This window comes from Mesorhizobium sp. WSM1343 (assembly GCF_055901535.1).
This window is the reverse complement of the sequence record NZ_CM148370.1, coordinates 3,654,135-3,677,266: the sequence shown is the minus strand read 5'-3', so window position 1 is coordinate 3,677,266 and position 23,132 is coordinate 3,654,135. Positions and strand designations below refer to the sequence as shown.

At 63.9% G+C, this 23,132-nt stretch carries 19 protein-coding genes and 1 pseudogene; 9 read left to right on the top strand and 11 right to left on the bottom strand.

The window, feature by feature from the left end; all coding sequences use genetic code 11:
- Positions 1-4: 4 nt before the first annotated feature.
- Positions 5-1,045, top strand: coding sequence for a zinc-dependent alcohol dehydrogenase family protein (locus AC0NIL_RS17800; RefSeq protein WP_473573070.1), 1,041 nt, complete (start codon positions 5-7; stop codon positions 1,043-1,045).
- Here AC0NIL_RS17800 and AC0NIL_RS17795 read toward each other — a convergent pair.
- Positions 1,032-1,955, bottom strand: coding sequence for a DMT family transporter (locus tag AC0NIL_RS17795; RefSeq protein ID WP_473573071.1), 924 nt, complete (start codon positions 1,953-1,955; stop codon positions 1,032-1,034). The two genes, AC0NIL_RS17800 and AC0NIL_RS17795, sit on opposite strands and share 14 nt — an antisense overlap.
- Before the next feature lie 104 nt (positions 1,956-2,059).
- Between AC0NIL_RS17795 and AC0NIL_RS17790 the strand changes: the two genes are divergently transcribed.
- Both AC0NIL_RS17790 and cml read left to right on the top strand, forming a co-directional pair.
- The gene (locus tag AC0NIL_RS17790) at positions 2,060-3,463 is read left to right on the top strand and encodes an aminotransferase-like domain-containing protein (protein WP_473573073.1); all 1,404 of its coding nucleotides are present in this window, start codon (positions 2,060-2,062) and stop codon (positions 3,461-3,463) included.
- Positions 3,464-3,697: 234 nt separating this feature from the next.
- Positions 3,698-4,893, top strand: a pseudogene (gene cml, locus AC0NIL_RS17785) (CmlA/FloR family chloramphenicol efflux MFS transporter).
- Positions 4,894-4,942: 49 nt separating this feature from the next.
- Here the strand turns inward: cml and AC0NIL_RS17780 are convergent.
- Entirely contained in the window at positions 4,943-5,836 is an 894-nt protein-coding gene (locus AC0NIL_RS17780) for a LysR family transcriptional regulator (RefSeq protein ID WP_473573074.1), read from the bottom strand.
- 128 nt (positions 5,837-5,964) lie between these two features.
- Here AC0NIL_RS17780 and AC0NIL_RS17775 point away from each other — a divergent pair, with 128 nt between their 5' ends.
- Complete coding sequence (locus tag AC0NIL_RS17775; RefSeq protein WP_473573076.1) at positions 5,965-7,419, top strand: MFS transporter; 1,455 nt, start codon at positions 5,965-5,967, stop codon at positions 7,417-7,419.
- A 38-nt stretch (positions 7,420-7,457) separates the two neighbouring features.
- Here AC0NIL_RS17775 and AC0NIL_RS17770 read toward each other — a convergent pair whose 3' ends face one another.
- The 3 genes from AC0NIL_RS17770 to AC0NIL_RS17760 all read right to left on the bottom strand — a co-directional run bounded on the left by AC0NIL_RS17770 (position 7,458) and on the right by AC0NIL_RS17760 (position 9,981).
- The gene (locus tag AC0NIL_RS17770; RefSeq protein ID WP_013531248.1) at positions 7,458-7,955 is read right to left on the bottom strand and encodes a MaoC family dehydratase; all 498 of its coding nucleotides are present in this window, start codon (positions 7,953-7,955) and stop codon (positions 7,458-7,460) included.
- A 190-nt stretch (positions 7,956-8,145) separates the two neighbouring features.
- A complete protein-coding gene (locus AC0NIL_RS17765; protein WP_024503818.1) occupies positions 8,146-8,574 on the bottom strand; it encodes a phasin family protein in 429 nt (142 codons plus the stop codon).
- A 111-nt stretch (positions 8,575-8,685) separates the two neighbouring features.
- Positions 8,686-9,981 (bottom strand): DUF445 domain-containing protein, encoded by a 1,296-nt coding sequence (locus tag AC0NIL_RS17760; RefSeq protein ID WP_013531246.1) that lies wholly within the window; start codon positions 9,979-9,981, stop codon positions 8,686-8,688.
- A 275-nt stretch (positions 9,982-10,256) separates the two neighbouring features.
- Between AC0NIL_RS17760 and rirA the strand changes: the two genes are divergently transcribed.
- The gene (rirA, locus tag AC0NIL_RS17755) at positions 10,257-10,721 is read left to right on the top strand and encodes an iron-responsive transcriptional regulator RirA (protein WP_013531245.1); all 465 of its coding nucleotides are present in this window, start codon (positions 10,257-10,259) and stop codon (positions 10,719-10,721) included.
- Between the two features lie 123 nt (positions 10,722-10,844).
- Here the strand turns inward: rirA and AC0NIL_RS17750 are convergent, their stop codons facing one another.
- Genes AC0NIL_RS17750 through hemP form a run of 5 tightly spaced genes read right to left on the bottom strand, consistent with a single transcriptional unit; the run spans position 10,845 to position 14,963 of the window.
- Positions 10,845-11,636: a heme ABC transporter ATP-binding protein gene (locus tag AC0NIL_RS17750; protein ID WP_013531244.1), complete on the bottom strand. Its 792-nt coding sequence runs from the start codon at positions 11,634-11,636 to the stop codon at positions 10,845-10,847.
- Positions 11,637-11,642: 6 nt separating this feature from the next.
- Positions 11,643-12,740: a FecCD family ABC transporter permease gene (locus AC0NIL_RS17745; RefSeq protein WP_013531243.1), complete on the bottom strand. Its 1,098-nt coding sequence runs from the start codon at positions 12,738-12,740 to the stop codon at positions 11,643-11,645.
- A gap of 11 nt (positions 12,741-12,751) precedes the next feature.
- The gene (locus tag AC0NIL_RS17740; protein ID WP_013531242.1) at positions 12,752-13,660 is read right to left on the bottom strand and encodes a heme/hemin ABC transporter substrate-binding protein; all 909 of its coding nucleotides are present in this window, start codon (positions 13,658-13,660) and stop codon (positions 12,752-12,754) included.
- Positions 13,661-13,671: 11 nt separating this feature from the next.
- Complete coding sequence (locus AC0NIL_RS17735; RefSeq protein ID WP_013531241.1) at positions 13,672-14,733, bottom strand: hemin-degrading factor; 1,062 nt, start codon at positions 14,731-14,733, stop codon at positions 13,672-13,674.
- Positions 14,734-14,756: 23 nt separating this feature from the next.
- A complete protein-coding gene (hemP, locus tag AC0NIL_RS17730; RefSeq protein WP_063172343.1) occupies positions 14,757-14,963 on the bottom strand; it encodes a hemin uptake protein HemP in 207 nt (68 codons plus the stop codon).
- 198 nt (positions 14,964-15,161) lie between these two features.
- Between hemP and AC0NIL_RS17725 the strand changes: the two genes are divergently transcribed.
- The 4 genes from AC0NIL_RS17725 to hmuQ all read left to right on the top strand — a co-directional run bounded on the left by AC0NIL_RS17725 (position 15,162) and on the right by hmuQ (position 19,294).
- Complete coding sequence (locus AC0NIL_RS17725) at positions 15,162-17,360, top strand: TonB-dependent hemoglobin/transferrin/lactoferrin family receptor (RefSeq protein WP_473573078.1); 2,199 nt, start codon at positions 15,162-15,164, stop codon at positions 17,358-17,360.
- Between the two features lie 5 nt (positions 17,361-17,365).
- Complete coding sequence (locus tag AC0NIL_RS17720; protein WP_013531238.1) at positions 17,366-17,809, top strand: hypothetical protein; 444 nt, start codon at positions 17,366-17,368, stop codon at positions 17,807-17,809.
- A 91-nt stretch (positions 17,810-17,900) separates the two neighbouring features.
- Positions 17,901-18,917 carry an energy transducer TonB gene (locus tag AC0NIL_RS17715; RefSeq protein WP_473573080.1) on the top strand — a complete coding sequence of 339 codons (1,017 nt, stop codon included), beginning with the start codon at positions 17,901-17,903 and terminating at the stop codon, positions 18,915-18,917.
- Between the two features lie 62 nt (positions 18,918-18,979).
- Positions 18,980-19,294 (top strand): heme-degrading protein HmuQ, encoded by a 315-nt coding sequence (gene hmuQ, locus AC0NIL_RS17710; protein ID WP_027039045.1) that lies wholly within the window; start codon positions 18,980-18,982, stop codon positions 19,292-19,294.
- 114 nt (positions 19,295-19,408) lie between these two features.
- On the opposite strand, the gene putA is transcribed toward hmuQ, so the two are convergent.
- Entirely contained in the window at positions 19,409-23,023 is a 3,615-nt protein-coding gene (putA, locus tag AC0NIL_RS17705) for a bifunctional proline dehydrogenase/L-glutamate gamma-semialdehyde dehydrogenase PutA (protein ID WP_473573081.1), read from the bottom strand.
- Positions 23,024-23,132: the final 109 nt, after the last annotated feature.

The following is a 23,132-nucleotide window of genomic DNA, read 5'->3' as shown; positions in this document are numbered from 1 at the left end:
ATCGATGAAAGCCGTCGTCTTCGAGAAATTCGGCGAAGCGCCGAGGATCCAGACCGTTCCTGATCCGAAGCCGGCAGCCGATGGCGTCGTCATCAAGGTCGAGGCGACCGGTCTGTGCCGCAGCGACTGGCATGGCTGGATGGGTCATGACGAAGGCATCACGCTGCCGCACGTGCCGGGCCACGAACTTGCCGGCATCGTCGTCGCCGCGGGCAAGCAGGTCACGCGCTGGAAGGCCGGCGAGCGCGTCACAGTGCCGTTCGCCGTCGGCTGCGGCCGCTGCTTCGAGTGTAATTCGGGCAATCACCAGGTCTGCGAGCACCAGACACAGCCTGGCTTCACCGGCTGGGGCTCGTTTGCCGAATATGTCGCCATCGAACATGCCGACACCAATGTTGTGCGCCTGCCCGACGAGATGGAATTCGCCACCGCCGCCAGCCTCGGCTGCCGCTTCGTCACTTCGTTTCGAGCCATTGTCGACCAGGGCCGGGTGAAGCCGGGCGAATGGGTCGCGGTGCATGGCTGCGGCGGCGTCGGCCTGTCGGCGATTATGATTGCCAGCGCCATGGGCGCCAATGTCATCGCCATCGATCTCACCGACGAGAAACTGGATTTCGCCAAAAAGATCGGCGCCGTCGCCACCATCAATGCATCTACAACGCCGAACGTGGTCAAGGCGGTCAAGCAGATCACCAATGGCGGCGCGCATATGTCGATGGACGCGCTCGGCCACCCGACCACCTCGTTCAACTCGATCGCCAATCTGCGTCGGCGCGGCCGCCATGTGCAGGTCGGCCTGATGTTGGGCGAACACGCCCGGCCGCAGGTGCCGATGGACAAGGTAATCGCCTTCGAACTCGAAATCCTCGGCAGTCACGGCATGCAGGCCTATCGCTACCCCGCGATGATGGAGATGATCCGCCACGGCAAGCTCAAGCCGGAACTGCTCGTCGGCAAGAAGATCAGCCTCGACGAGGCGCCCGCAGCCTTGATGGCGATGGGCGGCTTCGAGGGCATCGGCATTGGGGTGGTCACGAAGTTTTAGGCGAGGACGGCACCGTCGTCAGGCAATCGCGCGTCGTGGGCAATTCCTGCTTCGCGAATCGCTTGGCGCCTACGACGCAAAGCACGACGCCAAGCGTAACGACCACCATCAGCGGGCTGACCTGCTCGTGCAGCAGCGTCGCTGCCAGTGCCAGCCCGAAAAATGGCTGCAGCAGCTGCAACTGTCCAACCGCGGCGATGCCGCCTTGCGCCAGCCCGCGATACCAGAACACGAAGCCGATCAGCATGCTGAACAACGAGACATAGGCAAGCCCCATCCACGCACTGACGCCGACGCCGTCGAACGACGGCGGCATTGTCAGCAGCGTCAGCACCAGCATGATCGGCAGCGACAGCACCAGCGCCCAGCAGATCACTTGCCAGCCGCCGAGCCTGCGCGACAGCGCGGCGCCCTCGGCATAGCCGAGGCCGCAAGCGATGATGGCAGCCAGCATCAGACCGTCGCCGACCGGCGAGGCAGTCACGCCCTGCGTCAGCGCAAAGCCCGCGACCAGCGCGCTGCCGATGCATGAAAACAACCAGAACGCCGGGCGCGGCCGATCGCCGCCGCGCAGCACCCCGAATATCGCAGTGGCCAGCGGCAGCAGGCCGACGAAGATAATGGAATGGGCCGTGGTGACGTGCTTCAGCGCCAGCGCGGTCAGCAAGGGAAAGCCGACAACCACGCCAAGTGCCACGATCACCAGCGACAGCAGATCGCCGCGCTCCGGGCGTTTCTGCCGAAACAGGAGCAGCAGCGCAAGGCCAAGCAGTCCGGCAATCGCCGCCCGGGCCGAGGTCAGGAATGTCGGATCGAATTCCCTGACCGCCACGCGCGTCGCCGGCAGCGAGCCGCTGAAGATCAACACGCCGATGAATCCATTCATCCAGCCACTCGCGGTCTTGTCCATCGTATGCTCCGTTTGTCGGCTCCGTATCGCGCGGAGCCGGTAGTATCGCCAGAGACAATGCGGTACAATTATGCAAAACTGTCATGGTCAGCAGAGCAGTACGGATGGACAAGCAGACTACAGGAAGCGAGAGCGGCGGTACGCTGGTCGAAGGCGTCATGGCGACGATCCGCCAGCGGATCGCGGCGCGCAGCCTGACGCCGGGAGCGCAATTGCCGTCGATCCGCGCCTTTGCCAAATCCATGCGAGTGTCCAAATCCACCGTGGTCGAAGCCTATGAGCGGCTCGCCGCCGAAGGCGCGATCCGCTCGCGGCCGGGCTCCGGCTTCTATGCCGCCGGATCGCTGGCGCCGCTGTCGCTGGCCGAAATCGGCCCCCGCCTCGACCGCGCCGTCGATCCGCTCTGGATCTCGCGCCAGTCCCTGGAGGCCGGCGATGACATGCTGAAGCCCGGCTGTGGCTGGCTGCCCGCTTCATGGATGCCACAGGCAGGGCTGCGCCGGGCGCTGCGCACGGTGGCGCGTGCCGACGATGTCGCACTGGCCGATTACGGCACGCCGCTCGGCCTGCCACCGCTGCGGCAATTGCTGGCGCGGCGCATGGCCGGGCATGGCATCGAGGCCTCGCCCGAGCAGATCATGCTGACGGAATCAGGCACGCAGGCCATCGACCTCCTGTGCCGGTTCCTGATCGAGCCCGGCGACACCGTGCTGGTCGACGACCCCTGCTACTTCAACTTCCACGCCCTGTTGCGCGCTCACCGGGCCAAGGTCGTCAGCGTTCCCTACACGCCGTCGGGGCCGGATATCGATCTGTTCGCGCAGGCGTTGGCCGAGCATCGGCCACGCCTCTACATCACCAATTCCGCCATCCACAATCCGACCGGCGCGGTGCTGTCGCCAGTCACCGCGCACCGGCTGCTGAAACTCGCCGATCAATCGCAATTGACCATTGTCGAGGACGACATCTTCGCCGATTTCGAACATGCGCCCGCCCCCAGGCTGGCGGCGTTCGATGGTCTCAACCGCGTTGTCCATATCGGCAGCTTCTCCAAGACACTGTCGGCATCGGTTCGCTGCGGCTTCATCGCCGCACCGCGCGACTGGATCGAGCCCCTGACCGACCTCAAGATCGCCACGACCTTCGGCGGCGGCCGGCTCGCGGCCGAACTGGTGCTGACGTTGCTGAAGGACGGCAGCTACCGCAAGCACATGGATTTGCTGCGCGCGAAGCTTGCGCGCGCCATGGGCGAGACGGCCGCCCACCTGAAAGCGATCGGCATCACGCCGTGGATCGACCAGCCGGCTGGCCTCTTCCTGTGGTGCAGCCTGCCGGACGGCGTCGATGCGGCCGAAGTCGCCCGCCGCTCGCTGGCCGACAACATCGTGCTGGCGCCCGGCAACGCATTCAGCCTGTCCGGAACGGCTGGCCGTTTCCTGCGCTTCAACGTTGCCCAATGCACGGACGAGCGGATTTTCAGGGTGCTCGAGGCGGCGATGGCGCGTTGACGCGCATCAAGCTGATCCTGTTGCCTGGGCAACCTTCGGCTGCTAGGGAAACGCGAGCGCACTCGAGAGAATGTCTGCGCCGTCATTTTCCGGGATAGCGTTTATGGGAACCAGCAAGTCAGCAGACAAGTAGGCCGCAACAGCACTTCGTTGTTGCGGCGGCCCGTCATTTCCCATCTTCAGTGAGAACGGCAGATCGCCGCCAAATGTAGCCATTTGAGCGGATGTTCAATCATGCCTTTTCCAAAAAACCCGACATGGACCACTTCCCTGCCAGCAGCCATGGTGCTGATGGCGCCCTTCGACATACTGGCCTCGCTGGCCATGGACATCTACCTCCCGATTGTCCCGGCGATGCCGGGGATCCTCGAGACATCGCCTGATGTCATCCAGCTGACGCTGAGCCTCTACATGATCTGTCTTGGGCTCGGCCAAGTCGTCTTCGGCCCGATTTCCGACAGGATCGGCAGGCGCCCGGTGCTGATCGGTGGCGCGCTTTTGTTTTCAGGCGCTTCCTTTCTGCTCGCCAGCACCTCGCTGGCCGCTGTCTTCGTCGTCCTGCGCGTCGTGCAGGCCATTGGTGCGTCCGCCATTCTCGTTGCAACCTTCGCAACGGTTCGCGACGTCTTGCGCAAAGACCCGAAAGTGCCGTCATTTACGGCCTGTTCAGCTCGATGTTGGCTTTCGTGCCGGCGTTGGGGCCGGTTGCCGGTGCGTTGATTGCCGACAATTTCGGCTGGCGGGCGATCCTCCTGACGCTCGGAGTCCTGGCCACGGCAGCTACCCTCAACGCATGGCCGAAATGGCACGAAACCCGCCCCTCGAATGGCGATACCAGGCGAATGGCGCTTCGACCCATTCTCTCCAGTCTTGCCTTCTGGACCTACACGCTTGCATTCAGTGCCGCTATGGGCGCCTTCTTCGTGTTCTTTTCGACTGCGCCACGGGTGCTCATGGATCGGGCCGGCTTTTCACAGTTCGGCTTCAGTCTAGCCTTCGCCACCGCGGCGCTGGTGATGATCGTCACCACCCGCTTCGCCAGAAGGTTCATTGCAAGCTGGGGCATCGCCGGCAGTGCCATCAGGGGCATGGCGATGCTGCTGTTCGGCGCGGCGCTATTGGCAGTGGGGCAACTGTTCGCACAGCCGTCCTTCGCGACATTTATCTTGCCGATGTGGGTCGTTGCCGTGGGTATCGTCTTCACTGTCTCAGTCACCGCAAACGGTGCACTCGAGGCGTTTGGCGATGTCGCGGGAACCGCAGTCGCACTCTACTTCTGCATCCAGAGCCTTGTCGTTGGCATCCTCGGCACGTTGTTCGTCGTCCTGCTCGGCGGAGACACGGCGTGGCCGCTGGTCGCCTACTGTTCGGTCATGGCGACGCTCACACTAAGCGCACTGAGGCATTTGCAGAAACGCCAAACCGAATAGACTGGACAGATGAGAAGCCTGGGCGGTTGGCTCAGGCTTCTCATCGTTGTCAGCGCGACGCCGCACACACCTCCCGCACACAGTCGCGCAACCAGCGTTGCGCCGGATCGGCATCGAGGCGCGGATGCCAGAGCATGGAGATAGTGACTTCCGCGGTGGCAACCGGCAGGGGAAAACTGCGCATGCCGGCGCGTGCGCCCTCGGTATGCCGCTCCGGAACGCTGGCGATCAGGTCTGATGTGCGGGCCATGGCAAGGGCTGCCGAGAAACCGGAAACCATGCACACGACGGTCCGCCGCAGCCCGAGCCGGTTCAAAGCCTCGTCGATCGGCCCTTTCTCGCGGCCACGCCGTGAAACGCTGATGTGTCGGCCTGCGGCATAGCGCTCAGGCGTCACCGCGCCCTCGGTCAAGGGATGGCCCGTTCGCACGGCGCCGATGAAGCGGTCGCGAAGCAGCGCCTGGATGCGCACCTCCGGGCCGGTCTCGCCAGCGACGCCTATGTCCAGATCGATCGCCGCGTCGCGCAACGACATGACGTCCCGGTCGGACTTCGGTGCAAAGCGCAGCCGCACGCCGGGCGCATCGGCCTGGATACGGGCAACGAGACGAGGTGCGAACTCTTCGACGAAGCTCTCATTGGTGCGCAGCGTGAAGACCCTGTCCAGGTTCGGGAGATCGAGCAAGGTGGCAGGGCGCAGGATCGCCTCCGCATCCTGGACGACACGGCCTACCTGCTGTCGCAGTTCTTCCGCACGCGGCGTCGCCACAAGGCCTCGACCGACGCGAACCAGCAGCGGATCGCCCGTCGCCTGGCGCAGTCGCGCCAGCGTGCGGCTCATCGCCGAAGGGCTGAGGCGTAGGCGGCTGGCGGCGCGCGCCACGCTGCCTTCGGTCAGCAGGACGTCGAGAGCGAACAGTAAGTTGAGATCGGGTGATGTCATCGGCAGATCATGACATGATATGGCGCCAAACGCACGAATAAGATGCAAATGCTGCGCCTTCCGCCACATTGGCCAAGGAACTAGATCTCCAGCAGTTCCGGTTGTGGGACTGATGGAAGGAGACCGCCGTGGCAATCGCTGAGCAAAATCCGGACGGGCTGACATCGGCGCCACCACGGATGCAATCCGCCGGCTGGGCGTTGGCAAGCCTGTCGCTCGCCACACTGCTGTCGTCGCTGGGAACCAGCATTGCCAGCGTCGGGCTGCCGTCGCTGATGCAGAATTTCGGCGCGACGTTCCAGGCCGTGCAATGGGTTGTTCTGGCCTATCTCCTCGCCATCACCACACTGATCGTCAGCGCCGGCCGGCTGGCCGACATGTTCGGGCGCCGACCGTTGCTGCTTGGGGGCATCGCGCTGTTCACGTCCGCATCGGTGCTCTGCGGCCTGGCGCCGACACTCTGGCTGCTGATTGCCGCACGCGCCGTGCAGGGACTTGGCGCAGCGCTGATGATGGCGCTGACGCTGGCCTTCGTCGCCGAAACCGTGACCAAAGACAGAATCGGCGGCGCCATGGGCCTGCTCGGCGCCATGTCCGCGATCGGCACGACACTTGGCCCCTTGCTCGGCGGCCTTTTGATCACCGGCTTCGGCTGGCGGGCAATCTTCCTCGTCAATGTCCCGCTGGGAGTGCTCACCTTCGCTCTTGCCTGGCGTGCCCTGCCGGCACGCAATAAAACCGCGCGGCTCGACCGAGGCACGTTCGATGTCGTGGGCACCGCCCTGCTGGCCCTGACGTTGGCCGCCTATGCGCTGGCGATGACGCTGGGCAGAGGCAATTTCGGCACGCTCAAAATCGGCCTGCTGATCGCCGCCGGCACCGGCGTTTTTCTTTTCGCCGCCGCGCAGGCGAGAGTGAAAAACCCCTTGATCCGGCTTGCCAGCTTCCGCGATCTTCAGCTGAGTGCCAGTCTCGCCATGAGCCTCGTCGTCGCCACGGTGATGATGGCGACGCTGGTGGTGGCTCCGTTCTACCTGTCGCGCGGGCTCGGGCTGGATGCTGCAATGGTGGGTGTGGTGCTGTCGACCGGCCCGCTCGTCTCGACCTTGTCGGCGTTGGTGGCCGGACGCCTGACCGACCGCTTCGGCGCTCATAGGATGATGGTCGCAGGCCTGCTCAGCCTCACGACAGGCACGTTCCTGCTGTCGCTCGCCGTGACCAGATTCGGCATTGCCGGCTATGTCGTTGCGATCACCGTCACCTGCATCGGCTACGCGCTGTTCCAGACGTCGAACAATGCAGCCGTCATGACCGGTGTTGACGCGGGTCAGCGCGGCGTCGTCTCCGGTCTGCTCAACCTTTCGCGCAATCTCGGGCTCATCACCGGCGCCTCGTTGATGGGCGCTATATTCGCCGTCGCATCGGCCGAAGGGCACGAAGGCATTGGTCTTCTGAGTTCCGAGGCCGCCGCCCGGGGAATGCAGGTCACCTTTCAGACGGCGACGGTGCTGGCGCTGGCTGCGCTGTTCCTCGCACTGCTCTCGGCCCGCGCCACAGGCCGCCCAGAATCCAGGGCTTCGTGACGCGCACACCGCTCAGAGAGTAGAATTTCCAAACAGGCTCAGGCACCTGCCCGCTTGCGGCGTTCATAGAGCATGACCAGCGTTTCCGCCGTCAAGGCAGGCTTTTCCTCGCCTTCGATCTCGACCGTGTTGGCCGCCTTCATCAGATACTGGCCCGGGCCCCTGTCCTCCATGGACAGCAGCGTGATGCGCAGTCTGATGCGGGCGCCGACCCTGACCGGCGCCAGGAAGCGTACTTTGTCGAAGCCATAATTGAAGGCGGCCTGCGTATTCTCGGGCACGATGCCCATGCCGAGCGCCAGCGCGCCGATGATCGACAGCGTCAGATAGCCATGCGCGATCGTCGTGCGGAACGGGCTTTGCCGCCGCGCCCTTTCAGGGTCGACATGAATCCATTGATGGTCGCCGGTGCATTCAGCGAACTGATCGATGCGGTTCTGGTCGACCGTCGTCCACTCCGACACGCCGAGTTCCAGCCCGGCCATCGTCCTCAACTGCTCGTAGGTAGGCGGCGTTTTAGGCCGTATTTCGTTCATTCCTGGTTTCCCGATCGCTTCCAGAGCCTCCGGACCACGAACTGACGGCCTCTGTCAATTCGCTCTACGCGAATCCGTTCCGTCGATCTCGGCCGCAATCGAGCCACGCCGCCGGCGCAGTCGCAGGCCAACTCGGGCTTTCCGGGCTTCAGGGCGGCCGGCAGCCATGAACCGGTCCCGGCCACATCCGCTACTTCTTCTCGTAGCCGGCGCGGATTTCCTCCATCGCCTCCTTGATGCGGGTGCGCAGGATGTCGACCGATTCGGCACCGGATTTCTTGACCAGTTCAGCCACTTCGCCGGCATTTTTCAACGCGGCCTCGAAGGACTTTCTGGCAAACTCCGTCTGTTTGGCCATCAGTTCCTGCGGATTGCCCGGCGCCCTGTAGCTTTGCGCCATATCGGTGACCTCGCGCAGCGTATCCTGCAGCATCTCGCGCTGCCGGGACAACAGCGACGTGGCGCCGGCGGCACCGGCTCGTGCCGATTTCTCCAGCGCTTCGAGGTTCTTGCGATGATGGGCGAGGATCGCCTCGACATCGACATTCGGCACCTTCAGGTCGCGGCCGAACCTGCCGAACATGTCCATGAAGGAATCGGATTCCGGTTGTTTTGCCATGCTTGTTTGCTCCCCTTTGCCGCGGATGCGGGCACCCTCGGATGGAGAATAACACTCGCGTGCCGTGAGTCCATTCGGACGCGGAGGAATGAGCGCCAGTCTGGCCGCGCATCAATTCACGAGGAACAGCCGCTCGGCCACATAGAGCACGACACCGGCGAGGCCGCCGATGATCATGCCGTTGAAGCGGATGTACTGCAGGTCCCGGCCGATGTTCATCTCGATCAGCCGCGTCAGTTGCGCGAGGTCCCAGCGTTTGACCTGGTCGGCGATGAATGTCGACACGCCGGCCTTCTGGCTCTCCACGAACGACGCCAGCGCCACCACGAACCCCTGGTTCATGTCGGCCCGGATCTGCGCATCGCCGGCAAGATGCCGGCCGACCTCGACGAACATGTTGGCGAGGTGCGCACGGATGACCGAATTCGGCGCCTTGGCATCCTGCTCGATGAACTGGCTGAGGCTTGCCCACATGTCGCCGGCCAATCCCTTGACCTCCGGCCGGCCCAGGAAGTCGCGCTTCAGCTTTTCGGCCCGTTTGGCGTATTGTTTCGATGTCCTCAGCTTATCGATGAAGCCTTGGGCGAAGCCGTCGAATTCGGCGCGCATCGGGTGGTCGGGATCGGCCCTCACTTCGTCGAGCAGCGAGCCCGCCGAGGCGACGATCTTCTTCAGGAGATAGGCGTCGGCGCGGAACAGGTTGAACAGCGACGGCAGTTCCTCGCGGATTTTTTCGCGCATCGTTGCCAGCGCTTTTTCGTCATTGAGGAACCGCCCGATCACCTTGGTGAATTCGTCGAACAATTTCTGATGGCGGCGATCATCGGTAAGCGCCGAGAGCAGTTCGGCGGCCAGCGGCGCCAGCGGCACCTTTTCGATCTGTTCGAGCATGCGGCTGGTGACGAAGCCGCGCAGGCCGGATTGCTCTATCGCCGCAAGCGTCTGCGGCACCAGCCGCACGATGAAGCGCGACAGGCCGGCGGCGCGCTCCGTATCGGCCAGCCAATCGGCGACGAGTGCCGAGAAATCGACCTCGGCAAGCTTTTCACGCACCGGTTCGGGCGCCAGGAAGTTGACCTCGATGAAGCGGCCGAGATTGTCGGCGATGCGGTTCTGGTTCTCGGGGATAATGGCGGTGTGCGGGATCGGCAGCCCCAGCGGCCTTCGAAACAGCGCCACCACCGCGTACCAGTCGGCGAGGCCGCCGATGGTCGCCGCCTCGGCAAAGGCAGCGACGAAGCCGAGCCACGCATGGATGTGCTCGAACGATTTGGCGAGCGCAAACACCAGTACGCAAAGCGCCAGCGCGGCCGCCGCGAGGAATTTCGTTCGCCGCAACGCGGAAAGCTTGGCATCCGCTTCGGCATCGAAACGGACCGGCGTCAAGGGCGAAGCCGATTGTGACATGGGTGAGCCGCTCCTCGTCGATCTCAGCCTATCTAGTGTTCCGACGGCCGAATACCCGCGACAGCCGGTTTCGCCCGGCATCTTGCCCGGCTGCGCACACAAAGTTGAGGAGAAAATTCATCTATCGCGCCAAGCTAGTCTGGAATTATTCCAAGGTATAGGCCATATTCCGCCTTGGCCAATGTGGCGAATCCGGAATTTCGGGTCAAAGCCGCATCAGCAAAATTTCCAGATCTGGCGTGGGTTGCACCGCCCCAGTGCCTTGTGAGGACAATATGCGGCTTACGCGCCAGACCAACTATGCCATGCGCATCTTGATGTATTGCGCGGCAAATGACGACCGATTGAGCCGTATTCCTGAGATCGCGGCCGCCTATTCGGTGTCGGAGCTTTTCCTGTTCAAGATCCTGCAGCCGCTGGTCGAGCACGGCCTCGTCCAGACCGTGCGTGGCAGGAATGGCGGCGTCAAGCTTGGCCGGGCGGCCGAAGCCATCAGCCTGTTCGATGTCGTGCGCGTGACGGAAGAGAGCTTCGCCATGGCCGAATGCTTCGAGAACGATGCCGCCGAATGCCCGCTCGTCGACAGCTGCGCGCTGAACTCGGCGCTGCGCGAGGCCCTGAATGCGTTTTTCGCAGTGCTCGCCCGCTATACGATCGCCGATCTGGTAGCGGCGCGGCCGAATGTACGCAACCTGCTCGGCATCGACATGCTGATGGAGCGCCGCGCCCCGGCTGCCTAGCGTATTTCTCCCCGTTCTGCGGAGAGAAATGCCCGGCAGGGCAATGAGGGGCGGCGCCGACTTCGACAACTGGCGGGAGAAGCGCAGGAAACCGCCATTCGCAGGCCCGGCCTCACCTGAATATCAATAGACCGCCGACTGCGGCAGCACGAACGGCATATTGCCCGCCGGCAGCACGCCGACCTTGAGCCGGCAGTCGAACACTTTCTCGATCAGATCATCGCTCAGCACGTCCCGCGGCGATCCGGCGGCGGCCAGCCGGCCGCGATGCATGACGAAGATCCGCTCCGCATACATGGCCGTCAGATTGAGGTCATGCAGGATGGCGACCACGCCACCGCCCCTTCTGGCGAAGTCGCGGGCAATGTTCATGATGATCAGCTGGTGCTTGATGTCGAGGCTGGACACTGGCTCGTCGAGGAACAGAAAGCGCGGCTTGCCGTCGAGCACTGGCGCCCAGACCTGGCATAGCACGCGCGCCAACTGAACGCGCTGTTGCTCCCCGCCGGAAAGCTCCTGGTAGAAACGGCCGGCAAAGCCGTCGAGATCGACACGCGCCAGCGCCCGTTCCGGCAGCCGCGCATCCTCGCCCGGCAAGGCGCCCGAACGGCCGCCGACAAGACCAAGCTTGACCACTTCCCGCACGGTGAACGGGAACGACAGCATCGTCGCCTGCGGCAGCACCGCGCGATGGACGGCTGCCTCGGCCGGCTTCATCGTCGAGAGATCTCGGCCGTTGAGGGCAACGCGGCCGGTATAGGCGAGTTCGCCGGAGAGCGCTTTGAGGAAGGTCGTCTTGCCCGAACCATTGGGGCCGACGATGGCGGCGATCTCGCCGGGCCGCGCGTGGAAATCGACACCACTGACGATAGGCTTGCCGGCGATATCAACCGAAACATCCTTTGCCTCGATCATCAAGCCTCACAAATCAACCACGCCGCGCTTGCGCAGCAGGATCCAAAGGAAGAACGGCGCGCCCGCTACCGCGGTGACGATGCCTATCGGCAGTTCGGCCGGCGCAACGATGGTGCGTGCGACCGCATCGGCCAGAAGCAGCAGCGAGGCGCCGAGCAGCGCCGACGCCGGCAGCAGATAGCGATTGTCCGGACCAATCAGCAGGCGCAGCAGATGCGGCACCACGATGCCGACGAAGCCGATGCCGCCGCTGACGGCGACGGATGCGCCGACCGCGGCGGAGACGCCGACGATGGCCGTGTATTTCAGCCGCTGCACCGGAATGCCGAGATGGCCGGCGGTCGCCTCGCCAAGCGCCAGCGCGTTGAGGCCGCGTGCCAGGAACGGCATCGCCGCCAGCGCCAGGACGATGATCGGCCCTACCGACGCGATCTTCGCCCAGGTCGCACCACCGAGCGATCCGAGTTGCCAGAAGGTCAGGTCGCGCAACTGGCGATCGTCGGCCATGAAGATAAGGATGCCGGTCAGCGCCATGGCGAGCGCCGCCAGCGCGATGCCGGCGAGCAGCATTGTGGCAACCGAGGTTTGCCCCCGCCGCGTCGCGACCTGATAGAGCATCAGCGTGGTGGCGAGCCCGCCACAGAAGGCCGCCAGCGGCAGGGCAAGCGTGCCGAGCAAGGCTGTCACCGGAGCCAATATCGTCGCGCCGAGCACGATGACGGCAACCGCGCCGAGGCTGGAGCCGGCCGAGACGCCGATCAGGCCGGGGTCCGCCAGCGGATTGCGGAACAGCCCCTGCATGACCGCGCCGGAGACGGCGAGCGCCGCGCCGACCAGCATGCCGAGGATGACGCGCGGCAGGCGGATGTCATAGACGATCAGGCTGTCGCGGGCGCTCAACGCGGCGTCGTCAGGCACTGCGCCGAACAGCCGGCCCCCGATGACGTTGGCGACCGATGCGTCCGAAGCCCCCGATGTCAGCGACAGAAAAACGGCAGTCGCGAGCCCCAGGCACAGCAGAAGGATGACGATGCGGGCGCGGCCCGACCGGTCGCCTTCGGATACGCTTGCCATCACCGGGCCGGCGATCGATTGATCGACCATGATCTGCCTGCTCAGTCCGTGACCTGCCCGCCATAAAGCGAGACAGCGAGGTCGTGGATGGCATCAGCCGTGCGCGGCCCGAAGCCGAGCAGATAGGCGCCGTCGATGCGGATCAGCTTGTGCGCCGTTCCGGCCGGCGTGGAGGCGATCGACGGATTGCCGAACAGTTCGTCGTCCGAAACCGGAGGCCCGGCATTGCTCATCATCAGGATCACGTCCGGCCGGGCGGTTATGATCGCCTCGTCGGACATCTGCTTGTAGCCGGAAAAGCCCTCGACCGCGTTGACGCCGCCGGCCAGCTTGACCATGCCGTCGGCGGCGGTCTCGCTGCCGGCCGCCAGAATCTTGCCACCCTGTATCGACAGCACGAACAGGATGCGCTTGCGCTCCTTGATCGAAGCCGTCTGCTTCTCGGCGGCCGTGAGCTTGGCATCGAGCTCCTTGGCCAGCACCTCGGCCTTGGCGTCGACGCCGAGCGCCTTGCCGACGATGCGGACCTTCTCCAGAATGCCTTCGTGGCTGTAGTGCTCGGGCACCTCGATGAACGGCACGCTCGTCTTCTTCAAGACATCGACTGCTTCCTTGGGGCCGCTGCCATGCAGCGCCAGGATGCCGGTCGGGTCGACCGACAGCACACCTTCCGGCGACAGCGCGCGCATATAGCCGACATCGGGCAGCTCAAGCGCCGCCTTTGGGAACCGGCTGGTGGAATCGCGTGCCACCAGATGCTTTTCCTGGCCGAGAGCATAGACGATCTCGGTGATCGAGCCGCCAATGGCCACGATCTTTGAAGGATCGGCAAACACGGCCGTGCCATCCGCGGCGCTGGCGGGTTGCAGTGCGATAGCAGCCATGGAGAGACCGATCACCGGCCCCAAAATAAATTCGCGCACAGCCGACAATCTTGGGAAAACACTCATAGCATTTTTTCTCAGGCTGCGGTCGGGTTTGGGATGCGCGGCAGGTTTTCCGCCAGGAAGCGCCAGTCGTCCCGCTCGCTTTCGCCTTCATGACGCTTGCCGAAGAACTGGATGATCATCTTGCCGTCGGCGTCATAGACCTCGAGCGAGGTGACATGACCGTCCTTGGTCGGCTTGCGCACGGCCCAGACCTCGTGGATGTGGTCGGTGCGCAGATGCAGGTGGAAGGTTTCGTCCAGCACGTTGATCCATGGTCCCATCGGCTTGATCGACTTGATCGGACCGGAATGGATCTGGATGCAGCCGCGGTTTCCCACAAAGCACATGATCGGCATCTCGCCCTCCGCGGCATGATGAAACATGGCCCGGACCGCCTCATTGTCGAGCTGCCAGGCATAGTCCTGCCCAACCAGGCGCACCGCCTGCCGGCGGCTTAGTTTCAGCGTCTTCAGCATACCAAAGAACTGGTGCACGTCGGTCAGCCGGCTCCAGCGGTCACGCAGATCGTCGAGATTGGCGGCCGCTTCGTCGCCATGGATCTCGTCATCGGGGAGTGGCCCCGAGATGTCGACCGTCGGTTCCTGGTTGGACGATTCGAGCGCGGCGACCAGCTTCTGATAGGCATAGAGGCTGGAGGCCGGCCGCAGATGCACCTTGTGCACGGCCTCGCCTGCCGCATCGAAGAACTGGAGGCTGCGGCGGATTTCGTCGCCGTCGCGCTTCTCGACGGCAAAGCCGTGCGCCCAGACCTTCGGGAAGATGCGCAAGTCGATGTTTTCGCCAAGCACCATGGCATTGTGGGTGCCGGTGACGACCTTGTCATAGACGCCGATCTTCTCGTGCACCGCGCTTTCATTGCGGGTCAGCGCCATGACCTCGCCGACGGCCTCGAGGCCGGTCAGAAGATCGTTGACGCGCGGCTCGATGCGGACGACGCCGTCGCCGCAATGCGCCGCGATCAGTTCGGCTTCCGAAATGCCGAGATGGGCAGCCAGATCACGCTCGCGCGTCTTCGGATTGTCTGTCCGTGCCCGCCGGATTTCATGCGGGGCGGATTTTACGCGCTGATCCATGTCTCGGTCCCTGTTGCCTTGTCTTACTTGTTGAGAATGAGCTTGCCCTGGCGGGTGATCTTCAGCCGGTAGAGTGCACCGTGATGCTCGATGCCTATCTCGTGCTCGCCCTGGAACAGGGTGTTGCTGGAAAGGGTTCGTACCGCCAGCGGAACCCGGTCGAAACGGGGGGAGGCATCGTCGGAACGGCGGACGCGATAGCGAAAATCGTTGGGATTGTGGGTGTTCATCTGGATCGATCCCTTTCCTGTGCCGGGCGTCTGGCTAGGCGTTGCGTAATCCGATTCATTTCTTGACTTGAATACTCATGTTTACTAGTCAGTGCAATACCGGATTAAATGAGTCAACATTTAAGACGCCGGCGACGATCAAAAATGCCAGCCAGCCCCGGGCCAGCCAGCATCAAACCTGGACTTTGGAGTTGGGGCATGGGGTTTGTGACTTGGGAATGGCGCGGCCGGTCGGCGGCGAACGGCGCGGCGGCATTGCTGGCAAGTGTGGCGGCGATTGCCTTATCGGCGCAACTGGCCAACGCCCAGCAGGCGGCGCAGCCGACAGATCAAACGAAGAAGGCTGAAGAGGAAAAGGCAGCACCAGCGGGAGCAACGCTGCTCGACAAGATCCTCGTCATCAGCCGCACCGGCGAGACGGCGATCGAATCGCTGGCATCGGCCAGCCATGTCGGCCAGGAACAGCTCGACCGCCGCATGGCGACGACGCCCAATGAGATGCTGCTCGGCGTGCCCGGTGTCGCGGCGCAGGCCGACGCCAGGCGCGTCAGCACCAGCATCAACATCCGCGGCCTGCAGGATTTCGGTCGCGTCGCAGTCATCGTCGACGGCGCACGACAGAATTTCCAGCGCTCCGACCACGGCACGCAGTCGACCTTCTACATCGACCCCGAACTCGTCAAATCCGTGGATGTTATCCGTGGTCCTGTAGCCAACACCTACGGCTCGGGCGCCATCGGCGGCGTCGTCTTCTTCGACACCAAGGATGCCGAGGATTTCCTCAAGCCTGACGAGACATGGGCCGGTTCCGTCACGGGACGCTATGAGAGCAACGGCAAGGGCTGGACCACAAGTGCATCCGGCGCCTACCGCATTAACGAGAATTGGGACGTGCTGGGCAACATCGTCTACCGCGACTATGACGACTATAAGGATGGCGGCGGCGACACCGTCAAGGGCACCGGCTTCGACGTGCTGAGCGGACTGCTCAAGACCAGCATACGCCCGACCGACAACAGCGAACTGAAGCTCGGCTGGGTCGGCTCAAGCGATGGCTGGAACGAGATCAGCGGCGGTGCGCCGGTCAATGACGCCGACCTGAAGTCGAACACCTTCACGGCGCGCTACAACATCACGGATGAGGACAAGAGCTGGCTCGATCTCCACATCAACACCTCCTACAACAAGACCAACCTCGATCTGACCAGCCTTGTCCCGCAAAACCGCTTTGATCCGGTCACCGGCCTTCCCGTTGTCTTGCCGGCTGGCTCGACGTCGACATTCGACATCGGCACGACCAGCATCGACCTCTGGAACACATCCAGATTCGAAACCGCGGGAATCGCGCACGAGCTGACATATGGCGGCGACTGGGCCGGCGACAATGTCAAGACAGGCGGCACCGCAGGCGGCGACAGCTTCTACACGCCTTCCGGAAAGCGCAACGTCTCCGGCGCCTATGTCCAGGACAAGCTCACCTGGCAGTGGCTCGAAGTCATTGCCGGGGTGCGTTACGACAATTACAGCCTCAAGGATGACACACACGAAACGTCGGGGGACCGGTTGTCGCCGCGCATCACCGTCGGCGTCTCGCCTTTCGACAGCGCCAGCCTTGCCGGCCTGCAATTCTACGGCACCTATGCTGAAGGATACCGGTCACCCTCCCTGTCGGAAACACTGATCAGCGGTCGCCATCCGGCGGGCGTCACCTTCCCGTTCCTGCCCAACCCCAATCTGCGGCCGGAGACTGGAAAGACCGTCGAATTCGGCGTCAACTACAAGCAGAACGACATCCTCGAAGCCGGCGATGCGCTGCGCATCAAGGCAGCGTATTTCAACAATGATGTCGAAGATTACATCGATGGCGTTACCCTGTCGCGGTTTGACCCGACAGCCGGTTGCCCGAGCGGACCCGGTATCCCGATATGCTTCCAGTACCAGAATTTTGCCAAGGCCAAGATCGACGGCTTCGAACTGGAGGGCGTCTATGATGCCGGATGGGGCTATGCCGGGCTCTCGGCTTCAATCACCAATGGTCACACCATTTCCTACAAGGGTGTGGAAGCGGATCTCGCCACGATCCCATCATCCCAGGTCACCGCGCAGCTCGGCTTGCGCTTCCTCGAGGACAAGCTGACCGTCGGCGGCGAAGTGCAATACAATGGCAAGCCCAAGGGCAATCCGATCGCCGAGGACTACACGCTGGTCAATGCCTTTGCCAGCTACCAGGCAACGGACAATTTGAAGATTGATTTCCGCGCCGACAATCTGTTCGATGTCAAATACGCCAACCCGCTCAACCTGACCACGGCCGGCCAGCCGCCGCAGCCGGTTTTCGAGGCCTACGAGCCCGGCATAACGCTGAAGCTGGCGGCAACGATGCGGTTTGGAGGCTGATTGCCATGACGAGCTTGACGACACCCCTTCGTCTGCTGACCTCGATGCTGGCGATGTCGCTTGCGATGGTTTCGGCGTGGGCGCAAGAGTCCGCGCCGGTCCCCGCGCTCACCCTGGAACTCAATGGTGCGCAACCTTCCGACAAGGGTTGCCGCCTGACGTTCGTGGTCAACAACAATCTCGGCGCCGACCTGTCCAAGGCTGCCTTCGAGATCGCCTTGTTCAACGAGGCAGGCGTCGTCGACCGGCTGACCGTGCTCGATTTCAAGGAATTGCCGGCCGGCAAGACCAAGGTGACGCGTTTCGATCTGGCCGGCACCGAGTGCTCGAAAGTCAGCCGCGTGCTGATCAACAGCGCGACCGAATGCACCGGTACCGGCGTCGAACCGAACGCCTGCATGCGAAAGCTGAAGACAGACACCAAGACCGGTATCGCCTTCGGCGTCTGAGGTGGGACTGCATCCCGCATTCCTGCAAAACAAAGCGGCGTGGCCAGCTGCCGGCCACTGCCGACTGCCGCTGCGAGCGAACGATCTTGATTTGACAATTCTGCTCTTGTCGCTGCAGGTCTCGCGGCGAGACATGCAGGATATCAGCCCCCTCCCCGAAGCCGGCGCCGAGCTGGCGATAGAGCCAACCGAGCCGCTCGCGCTGCCGCGGCCGTCGGCCTGGAACCGCAAATGGACGGCGGCGATCGTCGTCTCCTGCGCGCTCCATGCCGCCGTGGCGGCGGCTTTTCTGATCTCGCCTTCGGGGATTTCGAGTTCCCAGAATGCCGAGCAGCCGGAAGGCAGTGATCAGTCGGGCACCAACGTGGTCGGCAGCGCGCTGGACAAGGACCCGACGGCAATAAACGTTGCACTGGTGCCCAGCCCGCAACCGGCCAAACCACAGCCGGCAACACCGCCCAAGCCGTCGCAGCCAACGGAGGCCTCCCAACCTGCCGCGGAAGCGGCAAAGCCGCCGCTCAAGTCTTTGCCGGAAGCTGTCAAACCGCAGGCGGTCACCCCGGACATACTGGTGGCCGGCGCCCCTCGCCCCGATGATCAGAGCGTGGCTCCCAAGACCGAAGCGCCGGCACAGCCGACCGTTCAGCCCAGGAGCACCGAGACGCCTGTCGCCGTTCCAGAACAGCCGCCGATCCCCAGCGCGAGGCCCAGTCCGGCAGCAGCCCCTTCAAAGACGGCGGATGAAAAGCGCGGCACGGCGGATGGCCAGGACCTGTCGGCGCAAGCGGCCAGCAAGGGCAAAAGGCAAAACGAGGCAGGCACTGCCGCGGAAGATAACTACCGCGGCGATGTCTTTAGAAAGCTCGGCAGCGTCAATCGCACTCTGCCGCCGTCCCTACAACTGGCGGCACGCAACAATGCGGTTGTTAAATTCGTCATAGGCAGGAAGGGCAACATAAATGAGTTGCGCATCCTGGAGACCTCAGGGTCGGCGGCTTTCGATCAGGCGGCGCTTGGCATTATCCGCAAAGCGGCCCCCTTCCCTTCGATTCCACCACAGGCAGCAAGCGCAAGTTTGGAGTTCGAGACCGAAATCGGCCCATTTTGAATGTGCGCAGAACAAAACGCTGCGGCCGCAAATCATCAACATCCCTGTGAGAGGAAACCACCATGTACATCGCCATGAACCGCTTCAAGGTGCAGACCGGCTCGGAGAACGATTTCGAGGCCGTGTGGAAGAACCGCGATTCCAGCCTTGCGGAGATGAAGGGGTTCCGCGAATTCCACCTGCTGCGAGGCCCAGTCAACGAGACCGAAGGCTACACGCTGTTTGCATCGCACACGGTGTGGGCGAGCCACGATGATTTCATCGCCTGGACCAAGTCCGAGAATTTCCGCGCTGCCCACAGGAATGTCGGCACGACGAAGGTCCACTATCTCGGCCACCCCCAGTTCGAGGGTTTTTCGGTCGTCGAAGGCGCGTAATGCATGTCGCCCAAAAGTGGTCCCGTTTTGGGACAACGACATGCATAAACCGAAAGAGATAGAGCCATTCACCGTTTCCACGAAACGGTGAATGGCTCTAACGACCGGCCGGAGTCAGGCTCCGGCCAGCAAGCTCGCATTGCCGCCCGCGGCGGTGGTGTCGACGCAGACGGCCCGCTCATGTGCATAAGCCGCCGGGTTCAACACTTCGCTGACCAGCGGCACGATCGGGCCTGAGCGATCAGCGATAACCCTGCGCACGATGCGCGCGGCCTCTGGTGTGCCGGAAAAAGCAACGATATCGACGCGCAGCGAGCGTGCCTCGACCGGATCAGGCCGCCCGTCGATGGCGGCCAGCGGGAGGCCCTTGCCGGTCAGAGCGGAAAGGGCTGCCGGCGCGCCCGGTGCAACGGCCAGCACCGCGTTGCCGGCGGCGAGCGCCTGGATCGTCTGCGCCAGCAGCGTATCACCATCGGGACCAAGGCACAGCACCCGTCCACGTGGCGACAGCGAGAGCGTGTTGGCTTCGCCGGTCGGCCCGGGCAGGTCGACCTGGCCGAAATCGATGCCGGCGGCCGCACCAATGGCCGCAGCACCCTTGCCGCGCAGATGCTTCCTCAGAATGGCGATCCGGTCCGGACGCGTCGACCAGCCGCCAAGTGTGGGATCAGGCAGATTGTCGGCAAGCTCGGTCGCCGTGACCTTGTGGCCATCCTGCACATGGGTGCCGGCCTCCGGCCCCTTGCGGAAGCGGCGGAGATAGTGCGGACCGCCGGCCTTCGGCCCGGTGCCGGAAAGCCCCTCGCCGCCAAACGGCTGCGAACCGACGACGGCGCCGATCTGGTTGCGGTTGACATAGATGTTGCCGGCATGGATGCCATCGACGAAATGCTGCACGCGGCCCTCGATGCGGGTGTGCAGGCCGAAGGTCAGGCCATAACCCTTGCGGTTGATGGCGGCGATGACGGCGTCGATCTGGTCGGCGTCGAAACTGGCGACATGCAGCACCGGCCCGAACACCTCGCGCTCCATGTCCTCGATACCCTTGACCCGGAAGACATGCGGCGCGACGAAGCGACCTTCCCTGGGCGCCTCGAGCTTGGCGATCAGCCTGCCCTGCAGGCCCATCTTCGTGCAATACTCGCGGATCGAGCTTTGCGCCTCGTCGTCGATAACCGGGCCGACATCGGTCGAAATCCGCCAGGGATCGCCGACGTTGAGCGCCTCCATGGCGCCCTTCAGCATCTCCAGCATCTTCTTCTCGACGTCCTTCTGCACGTAGAGTACGCGCAGCGCCGAGCAGCGCTGGCCGGCACTCTGGAAGGCGGAGGCGAGGATATCGCGCACCGCCTGTTCGGGCAGCGCGGTGGAATCGACGATCATGGCGTTGAGGCCGCCGGTCTCGGCGATCAGCATGGCGTCGGGCGCGGCCGTCTCGGCCAGCTGCTTCTCGATCAGCTTGGCAACCTCGGTCGAACCTGTGAAGCAGACGCCAGCGATGCGCGGATCGGCGGTGAGCGGCCCGCCGACCGATGGGCCGTCGCCAGGGAGCAACTGGATGACGTCTTCCGGCACGCCGGCCTCGCGCAGCAGTTCGACGGCGCGGAAGGCGATCAGCGGCGTCTGCTCGGCCGGCTTGGCGATCACCGAATTGCCGGTAACGAGCGCTGCCGCGATCTGGCCGGTGAAGATGGCGAGCGGGAAATTCCACGGCGAAATGCAGACGATGGCGCCGCGCGCTTGCGTGCCCGTCTCCGCATTGGCCGCCTCGGTGGCGTAGTAGCGCAGGAAGTCGACGGCTTCACGCACCTCGGCGACGCCGTCGGCCAGCGATTTGCCGGCCTCGCGGGTGGCGAGTGCAAAGAACTCGACGGCATTCGCCTCATAGAGATCGGCGGCACGGTTGAGGATGGCGGCGCGCTCGGCGACGGGACGCTTCGCCCAGGCCGGTTGCGCTTCCACCGCAAAGCGCACGGCGGTCGCGACTTGCTTGGCAGCTGCTTCGCTGACCGTGCCGACCACTTCGGAAGGCTTTGCCGGGTTGACGATCGGACGCTGCTTGCCATAGCCGGCGGCCCGCGTAATCGGCTTGGCATGCCAGCGATCCGGTCCGGCGAAGGCCGCCCTGGCCTTGTCGATCGCCGCCAGCGTCACCGTGTCGGTGATGTCGAATCCTTTCGAATTGCGACGCCCGGCTCCAAAAATCTGGGAAGGCCGGGCAATCGCCGGATTGGCTGCCGGACCCTGGCTTTCGACCGTCTCGAGCGGATCGCGCGCAATGTCCTCCGGCGCGACATCCTCATCGGTCAGCTGGTGCACGAAGGAGGAGTTGGCGCCGTTCTCCAGCAGCCGGCGTACCAGATAGGCCAGCAGATCGGAATGCGCACCGACCGGCGCATAGATCCGGCAGCGCGTGCCTTCGGACCGTCGCACCGTCTCGTGCAGCGCCTCGCCCATGCCGTGCAGGCGCTGGAACTCGAAGGAATCGCGGTTATTATCAGCCATCGACAGGATGGCGGCGACGGTGTGGGCATTGTGGGTGGCGAACTGCGGGTAGATGCGGTCGGTCATTCCAAGCAGCTTCTTGGCGCAAGCCATGTAGGAGACGTCGGTGTTGGCCTTGCGGGTGAAGACGGGATAGCCGGTGAGTCCCAACGTCTGCCCCCGCTTGATCTCGGTGTCCCAATAGGCGCCCTTGACCAGCCGAACCATGATGTTGCGGTCGTATTTTTTGGCCAGCGCATAGAGCCAGTCGATGGCGAAGGTCGCGCGTGGCCCATACGCCTGCACCACCACGCCAAACCCGTTCCAGCCGGCAAGTTCCGGCTCGGCCAGCACCCGCTCGATGACGTCGAGCGATAGATCGAGGCGGTCGGCCTCCTCGGCATCGATGTTGAGACCCATGCGCGAGTGGCGCGCGGCCAGCGCCAGCGACAAAAGCCGCTCGGCCATCACAGGCAGCATCTCTTCCTTCTGCGCCACCTCGTAGCGCGGATGCAGTGCCGAAAGCTTGACCGAGATGCCGTGGTTCTGCCTGATATCAGGACCGTTGGAGCCGGAATCGAGCGACGAAATCGCGTCGGCATAGGCCTTGTGATAGCGCAAGGCGTCGGCCTCGGTGCGGGCCGCCTCGCCCAGCATGTCGAAGGAATAGAGATAACCCTTCTGGGTCATCGGCCGGCCGCGCTTGACGGCTTCAGTGATGGTGCGGCCGAGCACGAACTGCTCGCCCATCTCGCGCATGGCGGCGGCCACCGCCTTGCGGATGACCGGCTCGCCCAGCCGCCGCACCATAGAACGCAGCGTGCCCTCGATGCCGCCCTCGCCTTCGTCGAGGACGCGGCCGGTCAGCATCAGCGCCCAAGTCGAGGCGTTGACGAAGATGGAGCTCGAACCGCCCGAATGCGCCGACCAGTCGTGCGGCGCGATCTTGTCGGCGATGAGGTCGTCCATCGTCTCGGTATCGGGCACGCGCAGCAGCGCCTCGGCCAGGCACATCAGCGCCACGCCTTCCTTGGTGGAGAGACCGTAAGCGGAGAGGAAGACTTCCATCAGCCTTGGATCCGACGAACCGCGCACCGCGCGCACCAGATCGGCGGCACGAGCCGAGATCGCCTTGCGGTCTTTCCCGGAGAGTCCCGTCGCCTCGGCAAGCCGCTTCACGGCCTCGTCTTCGTCGGGCAGGTAGTTGGCGCGGATCTGCTGGCGGATGGCATCGAGCGCTGGCATGGCGGTCCCGTGGATCGAGCAAAGGGGATCGTGCCGGCGGTCACCGGACCGAATGGCGCAAGCTAGCACAAGTGCAAAATTTCGGCCGGTCCAAAGAAATCGACATTGG